This window comes from Curtobacterium sp. 22159, assembly GCF_052045775.1.
Taxonomy (GTDB): Bacteria; Actinomycetota; Actinomycetes; order Actinomycetales; family Microbacteriaceae; genus Curtobacterium.
Map to the genome: position 1 here is coordinate 76196 of NZ_JBQEPN010000006.1, position 13356 is coordinate 89551.

Sequence of the window (13356 nt, forward strand, 5' to 3'; positions counted from 1 at the left end):
TTGTCCGTCGCCCGAGTCGAACGTAAGGACCCCCTTTGAGCAACATCGTCACCGAGCGGTTCGATCGCCTCCGGCAGGAACGCATGGTCCCGGCCGGTCGCCCGGCCACTGCGGTCATCGGATCGCTGCGCGAGATCTTCGCGCACCGGCAGCTGCTGGACCTGCTCATCCGACGCGACCTCAAGTCGCGGTACAAGGACAGCGCCCTCGGGTTCGCGTGGACCCTGATCCGTCCGCTGGTGCAGCTGGCGATCTACTACTTCGTGCTCGGACAGATCCTCGGCGCATCCCGCAACATCCCCGAGTTCGCGATCTACGTGTTCTCCGGGCTGACCCTGTACGGCCTGTTCAGCGAGATCGTCGCCGCGGGGACGGCGTCCATCGTCGGGAACGCCGGGTTGATCAAGAAGATCTACCTGCCCCGCGAGATCTACCCGCTGGCGAGCGTCGGCGCCGCGCTGTTCAACTTCGGCGTCCAGCTCGTGGTCCTGCTCGCGGCCGCCATCCTGCAGAGCGGCTTCGCCTGGATCCGCCCCGACCTGCTCTACTTCTTCCCCGCCACCCTGGTCATCCTCATCTGGGCCACCGCGTTCGCGCTGCTGCTCGCCGCCGCGAACGTGTACCTGCGCGACATGCAGTACCTCGTCGAGGTCCTCGTGCTCCTGCTCATGTGGGGATCGCCGATCGTCTACAGCTGGCAGATGGTGGCGACCCGCGCGCCGGAGTGGCTGCTGAGCATCTACACGTCCAACCCGATCACCCTGGCCGTGCTCGGCATCCACCGTGCGTTCTGGACCGCCGGTGTCGACTCCCAGTACCCGTCGCACCTGCTGCTCCGCATGGTCGTCGCGGGCGTCGTCGGCCTCGTGGCGCTGGTCGTCTGCCAGCGCGTGTTCGCCAAGCTGCAGGGCAACTTCGCCCAGGAGATCTGACCCGATGAGCATCGACAACGACATCGTCCAGGAGACCCGGTCGCCCTTCACCGGGGCACCCGACGTCGTCACGGTGAAGAACGTCTCGAAGCGCTTCACCATCCGCAAGGACAACTCCCTCAAGGAGCGCATCGTCACGCTCGGCCGCGCGGGCCGCCGACACAGCGAGGACTTCTGGGCGCTCAAGGACATCAGCCTGGAGATCCCCGCGGGCACCACGATCGGGTTGCTCGGCCCGAACGGCTCCGGCAAGTCCACGCTGCTGAAGACCATCGGCGGCATCCTCGAGCCGACGAGCGGTTCGGTGGAGCGCCGCGGCCGGCTCGCCGCGCTCATCGAGCTCGGCGCCGGGTTCCACCCCGACCTCACCGGGCGTGAGAACGTCTACCTCAACGCCGCGATCCTCGGCCAGACGCAGGAGGAGACCGAGGCTCGCTTCGAGGACATCCTCCAGTTCTCGGGCATCGGCGACTTCATCGACACCCAGGTGAAGTTCTACTCGTCCGGCATGTACGTCCGGCTCGCCTTCGCCGTCGCGATCAACACCGACCCGGACGTCCTGCTGGTCGACGAGGTCCTCGCAGTCGGCGACGAGCAGTTCCAGAAGAAGTGCCTCGACAAGATCCGCGAGTTCCAGGAGCAGGGACGCACGATCATCCTCGTGTCGCACTCGCTCGGCCAGGTCCAGGAACTCTGCGACTCCGCGGTCGTGCTGCACCACGGCGAGGTCAAGTTCCAGGGCTCCGCCCGGCTCGCCGTGAAGAACTTCCGCGAGATCCTCGAGGGACGTCGCATCGCCGAAGCCGAGGCCGCGAACCCGGACGAGGACGCCAACCCCGGGAGGGTCGAGCACGTCGAGCTCGAGATCCCCGGCCGCGCCGAGGGCGAGGAGCACCACCCCGGCGACGACCTCGTCATCCGCGCGACCTTCTCGCACGCGACGCCGCTCGTCGGCTGGCGCGCGGGCATCAAGATCGAGAACCAGTTCGGACACCCCGCCTACGGCACGGACAGCCGACAGCTCGGGGTCACGCACGACCCGCTAAACGGTCGCGCGACCGTCGAGTGGCGGCTCAGCGACCTGCGGCTCGGCGGCGGATCGTACTTCGTCCACGTCTTCCTCGCGAAGCCCAACGGCGAGCACATCGTGATCGAGCGCGAGGCCGTGCGGTTCACGGTGGTCGACGAGGACACGCAGTCCGGCATCGCCTGGACCCGCAGCACCGAGCGCGAGGTCAAGGGCTGACGTGCGGGAACTCGCCGTGCTCGTCGACGCCACCTCCGTGCCGCCGAACCGTGGCGGCGTCGCACGGTACATCTCAGGCCTGCTCGCCGGATTGGCCAAGCACGGGGCGCGCGTCGACGTCGTCGCAAAGCGCGGCGACGTTGCGTGGCTCGAGGAGCTCGCGCCGGGGCACCGGTACCACGCTGCGCCGCGGTGGACGGACGCACGGCCGCTCCGCTTGGTGTGGGAGCAGCTCGGCCTGCCCGCGCTGCTGCGCCGCACCGGGGCGACCATCCTGCACAGCCCGCACTACACGTTCCCGGTGATCCGCGCCTCCAGGACGGTCGTCACCCTGCACGACGCGACCTTCTTCAGCGACCCGGCCGCGCACTCGCGACTCAAGGCCGTGTTCTTCCGCACCTGGACCCGCCTCGCGCGCCGTGCAGCCCGCGCGACGATCGCACCCAGCGCGGCGACGGTCGCCGAGATCGAGCGGTTCGGTGTGCCCGCTCGGACGCCCACCGTCGTGGCACACCTCGGAGTCGACCCGCAGGCGTTCCGACCACCGACCCCTGACGAGACAGCCGCCTTCCGCACCGCGCACGGCATCCCGGTCGACGGCGACTGGGTCGCGTTCCTCGGCACCGTCGAGCCTCGCAAGCAGGTCCCCGCGCTGATCGCCGCTCACCGTGGCCTGCCCGGCGCCCCTCCGCTGCTCGTCGCCGGTGGGCTCGGCTGGGACGAGGACGCCCGCCGCGTGCTCGACGCCGTCGGCGACCGCCCAGGCGCACCCCTGCGCTACCTGGGGTACCTGCCGTTCGACGAATTGCACGCCTTCCTCGGCGGTGCCCGGGCCGTGGTCTACCCGAGCGTCGCGGAGGGCTTCGGGCTGCCGGTGCTCGAGGCAATGGCGTCCGGTGGTGATGTCCTCACGACCCGGCGGCTCGCGATCCCCGAGGTCGGCGGCGACACGGTGACCTACACCGAGCCGACCGTCGAGGGCATCCGGCAGGCCCTCGGCGCGATGCTGGCGGACGCTCCGGAGGACCGTGCCGACCGCACGGCGCGGGCACGGCGCCGCGCGGCCACGTTCACCTGGGCTGCGTGCGCCGAGCGGCATCTGGAGGTCTACGCATGACGGCCGGACGGGCCGTCGTCGTCACGGTCTCGTACAACTCCGGCGACGTCCTGCCGGAGTTTCTCGCGTCGACCGCCAACGCATCGCACCAGCGCGTCGAGGTCGTCGTCGCCGACAACGACTCAATCGACCCGGACGCTCTGCGCGAGCTGGCCGAGACCGCTGGGGCACGTTTCATGGAGCTCGGCGAGAACCGCGGGTACGGCGCCGCTGCCAACAGCGCGGTCGCGACCCTGGACGCCGACGTCGAGTGGGTGCTCGTGTCGAACCCGGACGTCGTGCTCGAACCGGATGCGCTCGACCGCCTGATTGCCACCGCGTCCGAGGACCCGACGATCGGCGCGGTCGGACCCCAGCTACTCGAACCTACCGGCGCGGTCTACCCGTCCGCCCGCCTGGTCCCGTCGCTGCGCACTGGCCTCGGTCACGCGCTCTTCGCCAACGTCTGGCCCGGCAACCCGTGGACCCGGCGCTACCGGCAGGACGACGACCACGACGGGCGGCGTGACGCCGGATGGTTGTCCGGCGCGTGCGTGCTCGTTCGGCGCAGCGTGTACGAGCGGCTCGGCGGGTTCGACGAGGGCTACTTCATGTACTTCGAGGACGTAGACCTTGGGTGGCGGATCGGTCAGCTGGGCTACCGCAACGTGTACGAACCTGCGGCCGTCGCGACGCACATCGGCGGAACGGCGACGCAGGGTTCCTCGGAGCGGATGCGTCGCGCGCACCACGAGAGCGCGTACCGGTTTCTCGCGCGGAAGTACTCGGCCTGGTGGCTCTGGCCTCTACGCGTCGCGCTCCGTGCCGCGCTCGCGGTCCGCGCCCGGTCCACCCACACCGGCTGACACCGGCAGGTCTGTCGCCCCGGGTCCGAGTCGCGCGGTATCGTCGCTCAGCCCCTTCCCACTTCCCCGAAGCACCCTCGGAGCAGTCTCGATGCAACTCGCAGTCACCCTCATGGTTCGCGACGAGGCCGACGTCCTGCCTGCCTGGCTCGACCACCACGTCGCGCAGGGGTTCGACGTCTTCGTGATCACCGACAACGGTTCCGTGGACGGCACGACCGAACTTCTCACCGTCTTCGCCGAGCGCGACGACGTGACCGTCGACCTTCGGCACGACCCGGTGCACCGCAAGCAGCAGGGCACCGTCGTGACAAGGATGGCAAGGGACGCCGCGACCACGCACCACGCCGACTGGGTCGTCAACGCCGACGCCGACGAATTCATCCTGGCCGTGGACCGGACCCGCACCGTGCGGCAGGTGTTCGAACGGCTCGACCCGGTCGTCGGCGCGTTCACCGTGCCCGTCGTCAATATGACCGGGCGGCTGGCCAAGTCCGGCGCCGGCATCGAGCGACTGCACTGGCGTGACGAGCGCTCCGTCGACGAACTCCGCGCGATCGGGCTCATCGCTCCCCCTACGACCAACGCCGTACACGTCGGCGACCCCAACGTCACCGTCGTGCAGGGCAACCACCAGGTCAGCGTCGCGAACGGCGCGCCCGTGCCGGACGAGCTCCGGCTCGAGGTGCTGCACCTGCCGTGGCGGTCTTGGAAGCAGTACAAGCACCGCGTCGAGGTGAGCGGCCGCGCGTACGAGGCAAACCCCGACCTCACGCCCAGCCCGCGGCACCACGGGATGCGGGACTACCGGCTTTTGCAGGACGGAGTGCTGCAGGCCGTGTTCTCGCTCCGGTTTGTGACCGACGCCGAGGCCGCGGCGGGACCGTTCACCCGGGACGACACCCTGGCGGACATCCTGAGCGCCGCGGGGTCGTCGAGCGTCGGGCAGGGCACCGAACCGCCCGTCGGGCCGAAGGAAATGGCGGTGCTGCAGACCACGGGGCGTGCGGTCGTGCGTCGGGACCGGCGGATCGAGGCGCTCGAGGACGAGGTCCGCGACGGCGTCGCGACGGCGGACATGCTGCGCTCCGCGGTGCAGCACGAGCGGGACCGGGCAGAGGCCGCGAACCGACGGATCGCGGAGGTCGAGAGCGAGCTCGAGGCGATGCGAGCGCGGCGCGTGGTGCGAATCGCGGACCGGGCCAGCGAACTGGCGCGGCGGGCGCGGCGGCGCTGATCGAACGGGCGCGTCGCCGCGGTGGCGCTGGAGCAGCGCGCGTGCCGGCGGCGCTGACCGCAGAGGCGGCCGCCGGCCGGCAGGGCTGGTTCGTCAGCGACCGCGCTCGGCCCGCACCGCGTCCAACAGTACCTCGGCCCGCCGCAGGAACGAGTGCTCCGCCCCAATCCGGGCGCCGCGCTCGGCCCGCTCGGCCTCGTCGCCCCCGTCCTCCTGTGACACGGCACCAGCGAAGCGGCCCGTACCCGCACCCGCGCCGGTGCCCGCGCCGACCAGGGCCTGCAGCTCCTCCACCGACCGGTAGGTCCGCACGGCTCCGTGGAACAGTTCCTCAACCCCCTGCACCGGGTCGGTCACCACGAGCGCACCGGCCGCCGCGGCGTCGAACAGCCGGTTCGACACGAAGCCGTCCCGCGCCATGTCGTCCCAGTGGTCGTTGAGCACCACACGCGCACTCCGGTAGAGTGCCGGGAGCTCGTCGTTCGCGACGAAGACCCCGCGGTGCACGCCGGCCGGGAGCATTTCCTCCCACCCCTCGCCCCACACAGCCAGGTCGAGCCCGGCCGCCACGGCGTCGCGGACGACCGGTCGGAACACCAGGCGGGTCTTCCCGACGAACGCGGTGTCGATCCCTGCGTAGCGGGGGTCCGGCGGTCCGGGACGGAACCGGGCGGGGTCGGTCGCCTGCAGCAGCGGCGCGATCGGCAGCCCGGTCTCGTCGGCGGTGCGCGACGCCCAGGCCGGACCGGCGGCGAAGCGCAGGTCGTACCGCGCGAGCTCGGCGGCCGTGACCAGGTCCGGGTGCGAGATCACCCAGAGCACGTTCGTCGCGGTGGGGTGCACCGGGGTGTCGTCGAGCCCTCGGAGCGTCAGGGCGACATCATCGAGGTGTTCGGACAGCGGTCGCACGTGGGACTCGCGGTGGTCGAGGACGACCTCTTGTCCGAGGGTGCGGAGCGCGGCGGCCAGGTCGCGCGCGAAGAACGTGTCGCCCCAGTCGTCGCCGCGGACCCCCGGGTACGCCGCGAGCCGGATCGACCACCGGAGTCGCTCGCCTCGGTCGCGCAGCTCGAGACGTCCGGGTCCACGTGCCGCGACGACGACGGACTCCCGCAGCGCGACGGGCGCTCCCGCCGCGTCCGCCGTCACCGCACCGACGACGAAGCCGACGTGCTCCAGGGCACCGGCGGTCACGTCGTCCACGCGGTCGCGCCACACGGCGAGCGCGTCCGCAGCATCGGTGTCATAGCGGCGTTCGCGCAGCCCGGCATCCCCGTAAGCGCGCCCGAGCGGCACCGCCACGCAGCCGCCGCCGGCCCCGTCCGCGCTGTCCCGGGTGAGCCGCGCGACGGTGGTCCGCGTGTCGACTGTCCGCACGGGCACGACGAGGGCCGACGTGCGGACCGCGAAGCACGGTTGGTCCGCGGCGAAGACGGGGACCCCGTCGAGCGCCGCTGCGTCCTCCGCCGGGTGGCCGCGCAGCAGCGACGCAACCGGCGCGCTCCCCTGCGGGAGCGCGGCACCGGCGCTCGCGATGGTGTCGTCGGCGGAGCGCAGCACGGCGACGGCGACCACCGCCTCCGGTCCGAGGGCGGACACCAACCGGCCGTGCGCGCCGTCCGGCAGCTCGACGCCGGCGTCGTGCACCACGACGGTTGCGGAGCCGAGCAGCGGACGCGCCGCTGCGACCGCGCCACCCCACGTCGCCGCGACCGTCGGGCGAGCGACGACGTGGCCGTCCGCGGCGACGACCGGGGCGTACGTGCTCGTCGGTCCGGCGTGCACGTCGTACACGGTCAGGACGACGCGGACGGCGCCCGCCGTTCGCGCAGCGCTCACGGCGGCCTCGTGCCGTCCGGCCCGGTAGGCCGACTCGGCGACGGTGACGACGACGTCGAACCCGTCACCGGTCGCGGGCGGCGCGTCGGTCACGAGCGACGTGTCGACCGGGAGGCGCGGCTCGGCAGCGTCCCCCGGCTGCGGTGTCGACGTGGCCAGGTCGGCAGCGGAGCCGGGCCGACCGAACAGCCGGCCGAGCCCCGTGCGTGCCATCAGCCCTGCAGGAGGTTCTGCAGGTACACGCCGTAGCCGCCCTTCACGAGCGGCGCAGCGAGTTCGGCGAGCTGCGCGTCGTCGATCCAGCCGTTGCGCCAGGCGATCTCCTCGATGCAGCCGATCTTGAAGCCCTGGCGGTCCTCGATGACCTTCACGTACTCGGACGCCTGCATCATCGACTCGAACGTGCCGGTGTCGAGCCATGCCGTCCCGCGGTCGAGGACCTGGACGCCGAGCTCCCCTGCCTCGAGGTAGCGCTCGTTGACGGTCGAGATCTCGAGCTCCCCACGGGCGCTCGGCTCGATCGTCTTCGCGATCTCAATGACCTTGTTGTCGTAGAAGTACAGCCCGGGCACCGCGTAGTTCGACTTCGGCTCCGCCGGCTTCTCCTCGATGGAGACCGCGGTGAAAGCGTCGTCAAACTCGACCACGCCGTAGGCCTTCGGGTCGGCGACGTGGTACGCGAAGATCGTGGCGCCCTGGACGTCGGTGTTCTTCCGGAGGTTCGTGCCGAGGCCGGTGCCGTGGAAGATGTTGTCGCCGAGGACCAGCGCGACGCTGTCGTCGCCGATGAACTCCTCGCCGATGACGAACGCCTGTGCGAGGCCGTCCGGGCTGGGCTGCACCGCGTACTCGATCTCCATGCCGAGGGACGAGCCGTCACCGAGCAGTGCCTTGAACTGGTCGTTGTACTCCGGCGTCGTGATCACGAGCACCTCGCGGATGCCGGCCATCATCAGGGTCGACAGCGGGTAGTAGACCATCGGCTTGTCGTAGATCGGCATGAGCTGCTTGCTGATGCCCTTGGTGATCGGCCAGAGGCGGGTGCCGGAACCCCCGGCGAGGATGATGCCCTTCATCGGGATCTCTTCCTTACTTCTTCGTGCGGAGCGACTCGGTGTACGCCACGCACTCCTCGTAGGTGGGCAGCAGGCCCGCGGCAGCGGCTTCCTCGAGCGTCGGGGCGCTGGTGTCCTTCTCCGAGAGCACGGGCTGGCCCAGTCCCTCCGGCAGCTCCAGCCCGACGGTCGGGTCGAGGATCGTGATCCCCTTCTCTCGCTCGGGGTTGTAGTGGGCGCTGACGAGGTAGTTCACGGTCGACTGGTCCTCGAGCGCGACGATCGCGTGGCCGAGCCCCTCGGACAGGTACACCGCCTTGCGGTCGACGTCGTCGATGCAGACCGAGTCCCACTGCCCGAACGTCGGGGAGCCGACCCGGATGTCGACGATGTAGTCGATGAAGGCGCCACGGACGGCGGTCACGTACTTCGCCTGGCTCGGAGCGACGAGGGCGTAGTGGATGCCCCGGGCGACGCCCGCCGACGAGATCGACATGTTGACCTGTCGCAGGTCCAGAGGGTGGCCGACGGTCTCCTCGAGGACGTCCGCCCGGTACGCCTCGAGGAATGCTCCTCGTGCGTCGCCGTGCTGGACGGGCGTGAACTCCCACGCGCCTCGGATCTTCAGTTCGCGGATCTGCACCGGGGCAGCCTAGCAAGCCGTTCAACCGACCCGTCGGTCAGACACCGATCGGCGTGCTCGGTCGCCGTCAGCGGAGGTCATTCAGTAGTCAAGCACCAGCGGCAGGTCGGCCCGATGCGTGCACGACGAACCCGACGAGGGGCGGCTCCGGAGCGACCGCGGTGTCCTCCGGCGTCGTCGGCCGGAGGTGCCGGACCAGGCGGGCGACGGACGAGCGGAAGGCAGCCACCGCACCATGGTGGCACGCCGACGCAGCGGCCTGGTCGTGCCCGGGCTCTGCGTAGAATGCTTCAGGTTCCGCCCGGTGCGGACTGCCCTGGCGACCTAGGATCGTCAGCGACCTCGCGAGTCGGAACCCACCGACCGATGACACACAGGGACCTACCACTCCGTGAAACTGTTCGTCCAGATCCCCTGCCTCAACGAGGAGGAGACCCTCGCCAGCGTCATCGACTCGATCCCTCGGCAGATCGACGGCATCGACGAGATCGAGATCCTGGTCATCAACGACGGGAGCACCGACCGTACCGTCGAGGTGGCGAAGGAGCACGGGGTCAAGCACTTCGTGCACCACACCACGAACATGGGGCTGGCCCGGTCGTTCCGTGACGGTGTCGACTACGCGCTCCTGCACGGGGCGGACATCGTCGTGAACACCGACGGGGACAACCAGTACCCGCAGGCCCAGATCGCCGAGCTGGTCCAGCCGATCCTCCGGCGCGAGGCCGAGATCGTCATCGGCGACCGGCAGACCCGCACGATCGAGCACTTCTCCGGCTTCAAGAAGCTCATGCAGCGCTTCGGCTCCTGGGTGGCGTCGCGCGCCGCGGGCCTCGACCTGCCGGACGCGGCGAGCGGCTTCCGCGCGTACTCGAAGTACTCGCTCATCCGCCTCAACATCGTGACGCGGTTCAGCTACTGCATGGAGACGATCGTGCAGGCCGGGTACAAGCGGCTCGCGATCGCCAGCGTGCCGATCACCACCAACCCGAAGACGCGCGAGTCCCGGCTGTTCAGCAACATCTGGCAGCACATGTTCCAGTCCGGTTCGGCGATCGCCCGCGTGTACCTCATGTACCGGCCGATGGCGCTGTTCCTCTGGGTGGCCGCGGTCCTCGGGGCGCTCGGGCTCTGGCCGCTCGTGCGGTACGTGGTGCTCATCGCCATGCACACCGGGGGCAACCACCTGCAGTCGATCATCCTCGGCGTGGTCCTCCTCATCACCGCGGTCCTCTCCATCGTGATCGGCGTCGTCGCCGACCTCACACGGCTGAACCGCACGCTCACCGAGGAGCAACTCGACCTGCAGAAGCTCCAGCGGTATGGCGACTGAGGTCGTGTCCGACGACCGGTCGACGGTTCCCGCGGCGGCCGTCCGCACCGGTCGGGGGACCGCACCGGTCGGACGGCGCGAGCTGCTCGTCGTCGCCGCGGTGACGGCGGGCTTCGCCCTCGTCCTGTTCCTGTGGGCGGCCGTCGTGCCGACCTTCCAGGCGCCCGACGAGAAGGCGCACTTCGACGCGGCCGTGCACGTCGCGATCGGCGACGGCTGGCCGGACCCGGGGCGCATGCACGTGCTCGAGGCGACACAGCGGGCCACCGGCGCGGAGGACGCGTCCGCCGCACCGACCATGGGCCAGCTCCTCGACGCGACCGGCGCCGGCGAGGTCGGCACGGTCAACCAGATGTCGCAGCACCCGCCGACCTACTACCTGGTCGCGGCGGGCGTGCTCCACCTCGTGCACTTCCAGTCGTTGGAGCCGTCCGCTGCGCTCCTCGCCGTGCGGTTGCTCAGCGCGCTGTTCGTGCTCCCGCTGCCGCTGCTCGCCTGGGCCACCGTGCGACGGGTGACCCGCTCGCCGCGGGCCGCGGTGACCGGAGCCTTCGCCGTCCTGGCGGTGCCGCAGCTCGCGTCCATCGGCGCCTCCGCGTCCAACGACGCCCCCGTGATGCTCTTCGCCGCCACGACCGTGTGGCTCGGCGCCCGGGTGGTGACCGGTGACCGTCGTGTGCGGACCGCCGTCGCGCTCGCGGTGTCGCTCGGACTCGCGATCGTCTGGAAGGGCACGGCGCTGCCCCTGATCCCGTTCGTCGGCGTCGCCCTCTTCGTCGGCGCCGCGGGTCGGGCCGGCATCGGGTCCCGTCTCGTCCGCACGCTGTGGCCCCTGGCACTCGCCGCGGCCGTCGGGGCGTGGTGGTGGGTGCGGAACCTGCTCGTCTTCCACACGCTGCAGCCGAACGGGTTCGAGTCGTTGCGTCCGCCGAAGCCGTTCCCGGCCGGCTCCGGCCCGGACCCGGTGCAGTTCGCGAACGTCTCCTGGTCGACCATCGCCCGCACGTTCTGGGGCAGCTTCGGTGGCAAGGCGCAGTGGATCATCTCGCCCGTGGTGTTCGAGACCGCCACGGTGCTCGCCCTCGGGGCCGTCCTCGTGTGGGCGTTCCGCCGGGCTCCCGGCCTGCGGGTCGCGATCACGCTCGCCGTCCTCCCGGTGACGATCCTGGTCTCGCAGACGTCGAACTCGTGGGGCAGCTACGTGTCCACCACCTTCGTCGGGGCGACCCAGGGGCGGTACTACTTCCCCGCCATCGTCGCGTTCATCGCGCTGAGCGCCATCGCGTGGCGTCGCGCGTTCGGCTCCCCCGCGGCGCGGGGACGCGCGGCGACGGTGGTGTCGTCGCTCGGCGCCGCACTGGCGCTCTACGGGGTGCTCTTCGTCTACGCGTCGTTCGCCGAGCAATCCCGCGTCCGGGTGACCCCGCGGGGCCTCGACGTGCTCGACGCCTCGTCGCCCGTCGCGGTCCCGGTGATCGTCACGTGCTGGGTCGTGGCGTTCGTGGTGCTCCTCGTGGCGGTCGTCGCCAGCGTCCGGGTGGCGCCCGCTCCCGTCACGACCGAGTCGGAGGTACGGGCATGACCCGCTGGTCCACCGGCCGCGAGGTCGTGTCGGTCGTCGTCCTCACGCTGCTGTTCGGCGTGCTGCTCACCACGTGGGCGTACGTGACGCCGGCGCTGCACGGACCCGACGAGCTCGCGAACGTCGACGCCGCGATCCAGCTCGCGATGGGCCGCTCATGGCCCCCGGCGGGCGACCTGCACTACCTGCAGGGGCTCCTCGCACAGAACGTGCCGCAGCAGATCGTGCCGGTGGCCGGGCGCGGGTCGTTCGCCGCCGTGGTCGGCGACGGCACGGTGAACGCCGCCGTCAACCCGATGTCGCAGCACCCGCCGACGTACTTCCTCGCGCAGGCGGTCGTCGCGCACCTCCTGGACTTCACGACGCGCCGGTGGGACATCGTCGTGCTCGGCATGCGGCTCGCCGACGTCGTCGTGATGCTCCCCGTCCCCGCCCTGGTGTGGGCGTCCGTGCGCCGGGTGACCCGCTCGCCGCGCGCCGCCCTGGTCGCGACGGTCGCGCTCTTCGCCGTCCCGCAGATCGCGCAGCTCGGGTCGTCGGTGTCCGTCTGGGTACCGGTGATCACGGCCGGCGCGACCGCGACGTGGCTCGGCGTCCGGATCCTCACCGGCGACCGCTCGTGGTGGACCGTGCTCGCCCTGGGCGGCACCTTCGCGACCGCGACCGCCGTCATGTCCGGCGGCGTCATGCTGGTGCCCTTCGCGGTCGTCGCGGTCCTGTCCGCCCGCTCGGTGCCCGGCATCGGCCGACGGGTGCTCCGCGCGGTCGTCGTCGTGGCGGTGCCCGCCGTCGCCACCGGCTGGTGGTACGTGCGGCAGTTCGTCCGGACGGGCACGCCGCAGCCCGACGCGTTCCCGTCGGTCACCCAGCCGTGGCCGCGCTACGAGTCGCCCGCGCCGACGCAGTTCGCCGGCGCGTTCTGGGACGGCCTGTCGAACACGTTCTGGGGCACCATCGGCCGGTACGAGTGGCCGCTGTCCCCGATCATCGTCGACGTGTTCACGGTGCTCGCCCTCACGGTGCTCGTCTGGGCGGCCACCCAGCGGCGGGCGGCACGGCGCACCATGCTCCTCGTCGCGGTGCTCCCGGTGACGGCGTTCGTGGTCGTGCTGGTCCGGGACTGGGCGACCTACGCCGGGCACCTCGGCGTCGCCGTCAACCAGGGCCGCTTCCTGTTCCCCTCGATCGCCGCGCTGCTCCTGCTCCAGGTGCTCGCGTGGTCGGCGCTCGTCGAGTCGCCCGTCGCCCGGGTCCGTCTGGCGCGGACCGCACTCGTGGTCGCTCCGCTCGTCGTCGTCGCCTCGCTCGGGCTCCTCTACAGCGGGTCCTTCCAGGCCCTGGTCTTCGGCGTGCTCGACACCGGGATCGGCGCGATGTCGAACACGGTCGCGTACGGGCTGAAGGGCGTCGCCGCACTCCTGGTCCTGCTCGTCGTCCTCGGCGCGACGGCGTTCGTGCTGCTGTGGCGGGCGTTCGGTGTCCCCGGCAGCGTCGGCACGACCGGCACCGTCGGCACGACCGGCACCG

The 13356-nt window shown here is 71.2% G+C and carries 12 protein-coding genes; 8 read left to right on the forward strand and 4 right to left on the reverse strand.

What is annotated here, in order from left to right; translation table 11 throughout:
• Positions 1–35: 35 nt before the first annotated feature.
• The 5 genes from ACTJKO_RS08775 to ACTJKO_RS08795 all read left to right on the forward strand — a co-directional run bounded on the left by ACTJKO_RS08775 (position 36) and on the right by ACTJKO_RS08795 (position 5377).
• Complete coding sequence (locus tag ACTJKO_RS08775) at positions 36–932, forward strand: ABC transporter permease (RefSeq protein ID WP_440687756.1); 897 nt, start codon at positions 36–38, stop codon at positions 930–932.
• 4 nt (positions 933–936) lie between these two features.
• Complete coding sequence (locus tag ACTJKO_RS08780) at positions 937–2178, forward strand: ABC transporter ATP-binding protein (protein WP_440687758.1); 1242 nt, start codon at positions 937–939, stop codon at positions 2176–2178.
• Between the two features lies 1 nt (position 2179).
• A complete protein-coding gene (locus ACTJKO_RS08785; RefSeq protein WP_440687760.1) occupies positions 2180–3295 on the forward strand; it encodes a glycosyltransferase family 4 protein in 1116 nt (371 codons plus the stop codon).
• Positions 3292–4140 carry a glycosyltransferase family 2 protein gene (locus tag ACTJKO_RS08790; protein ID WP_440687762.1) on the forward strand — a complete coding sequence of 283 codons (849 nt, stop codon included), beginning with the start codon at positions 3292–3294 and terminating at the stop codon, positions 4138–4140. The genes ACTJKO_RS08785 and ACTJKO_RS08790 overlap by 4 nt, the downstream gene beginning before the upstream one ends.
• 91 nt (positions 4141–4231) lie before the next feature.
• On the forward strand, positions 4232–5377 hold the full coding sequence (locus ACTJKO_RS08795; RefSeq protein ID WP_440687764.1) for a glycosyltransferase family 2 protein: 1146 nt from the start codon (positions 4232–4234) through the stop codon (positions 5375–5377).
• A 93-nt stretch (positions 5378–5470) separates the two neighbouring features.
• On the opposite strand, the gene ACTJKO_RS08800 is transcribed toward ACTJKO_RS08795, so the two are convergent.
• From ACTJKO_RS08800 to ACTJKO_RS08815, 4 genes are all read right to left on the reverse strand, one after another.
• Positions 5471–7429, reverse strand: a complete 1959-nt coding sequence (locus ACTJKO_RS08800; protein ID WP_440687766.1) for a glycosyltransferase family protein — start codon at positions 7427–7429, stop codon at positions 5471–5473.
• Positions 7429–8292 carry a glucose-1-phosphate thymidylyltransferase RfbA gene (gene rfbA / locus ACTJKO_RS08805; RefSeq protein ID WP_440687767.1) on the reverse strand — a complete coding sequence of 288 codons (864 nt, stop codon included), beginning with the start codon at positions 8290–8292 and terminating at the stop codon, positions 7429–7431. The genes ACTJKO_RS08800 and rfbA overlap by 1 nt, the downstream gene beginning before the upstream one ends.
• Before the next feature lie 13 nt (positions 8293–8305).
• Positions 8306–8914 carry a dTDP-4-dehydrorhamnose 3,5-epimerase family protein gene (locus ACTJKO_RS08810; protein ID WP_440687769.1) on the reverse strand — a complete coding sequence of 203 codons (609 nt, stop codon included), beginning with the start codon at positions 8912–8914 and terminating at the stop codon, positions 8306–8308.
• A gap of 88 nt (positions 8915–9002) precedes the next feature.
• Entirely contained in the window at positions 9003–9143 is a 141-nt protein-coding gene (locus ACTJKO_RS08815; protein ID WP_440687771.1) for a hypothetical protein, read from the reverse strand.
• A 162-nt stretch (positions 9144–9305) separates the two neighbouring features.
• On the opposite strand from ACTJKO_RS08815, the gene ACTJKO_RS08820 reads away from it, so the two are divergent.
• The 3 genes from ACTJKO_RS08820 to ACTJKO_RS08830 all read left to right on the forward strand — a co-directional run.
• Complete coding sequence (locus ACTJKO_RS08820) at positions 9306–10247, forward strand: glycosyltransferase family 2 protein (protein WP_440687773.1); 942 nt, start codon at positions 9306–9308, stop codon at positions 10245–10247.
• Complete coding sequence (locus tag ACTJKO_RS08825; RefSeq protein WP_440687775.1) at positions 10237–11829, forward strand: glycosyltransferase family 39 protein; 1593 nt, start codon at positions 10237–10239, stop codon at positions 11827–11829. Before ACTJKO_RS08820 ends, ACTJKO_RS08825 begins: the two co-directional genes overlap by 11 nt.
• A partial coding sequence (locus ACTJKO_RS08830) for a hypothetical protein (protein ID WP_440687777.1) occupies positions 11826–13356 on the forward strand: 1531 nt, incomplete at its 3' end. The genes ACTJKO_RS08825 and ACTJKO_RS08830, both read left to right, overlap by 4 nt.

Bases quoted from the DNA above. Each gene is read 5' to 3' on its own strand.
- ACTJKO_RS08780 (WP_440687758.1), top strand. From the start codon at position 937: ATGAGCATCGACAACGACATCGTCCAGGAGACCCGGTCGCCCTTCACC.
- ACTJKO_RS08790 (WP_440687762.1), top strand. From the start codon at position 3,292: ATGACGGCCGGACGGGCCGTCGTCGTCACGGTCTCGTACAACTCCGGC.
- ACTJKO_RS08795 (WP_440687764.1), top strand. From the start codon at position 4,232: ATGCAACTCGCAGTCACCCTCATGGTTCGCGACGAGGCCGACGTCCTG.
- ACTJKO_RS08800 (WP_440687766.1), bottom strand. From the start codon at position 7,429: ATGGCACGCACGGGGCTCGGCCGGCTGTTCGGTCGGCCCGGCTCCGCT.
- rfbA (WP_440687767.1), bottom strand. From the start codon at position 8,292: ATGAAGGGCATCATCCTCGCCGGGGGTTCCGGCACCCGCCTCTGGCCG.
- ACTJKO_RS08825 (WP_440687775.1), top strand. From the start codon at position 10,237: ATGGCGACTGAGGTCGTGTCCGACGACCGGTCGACGGTTCCCGCGGCG.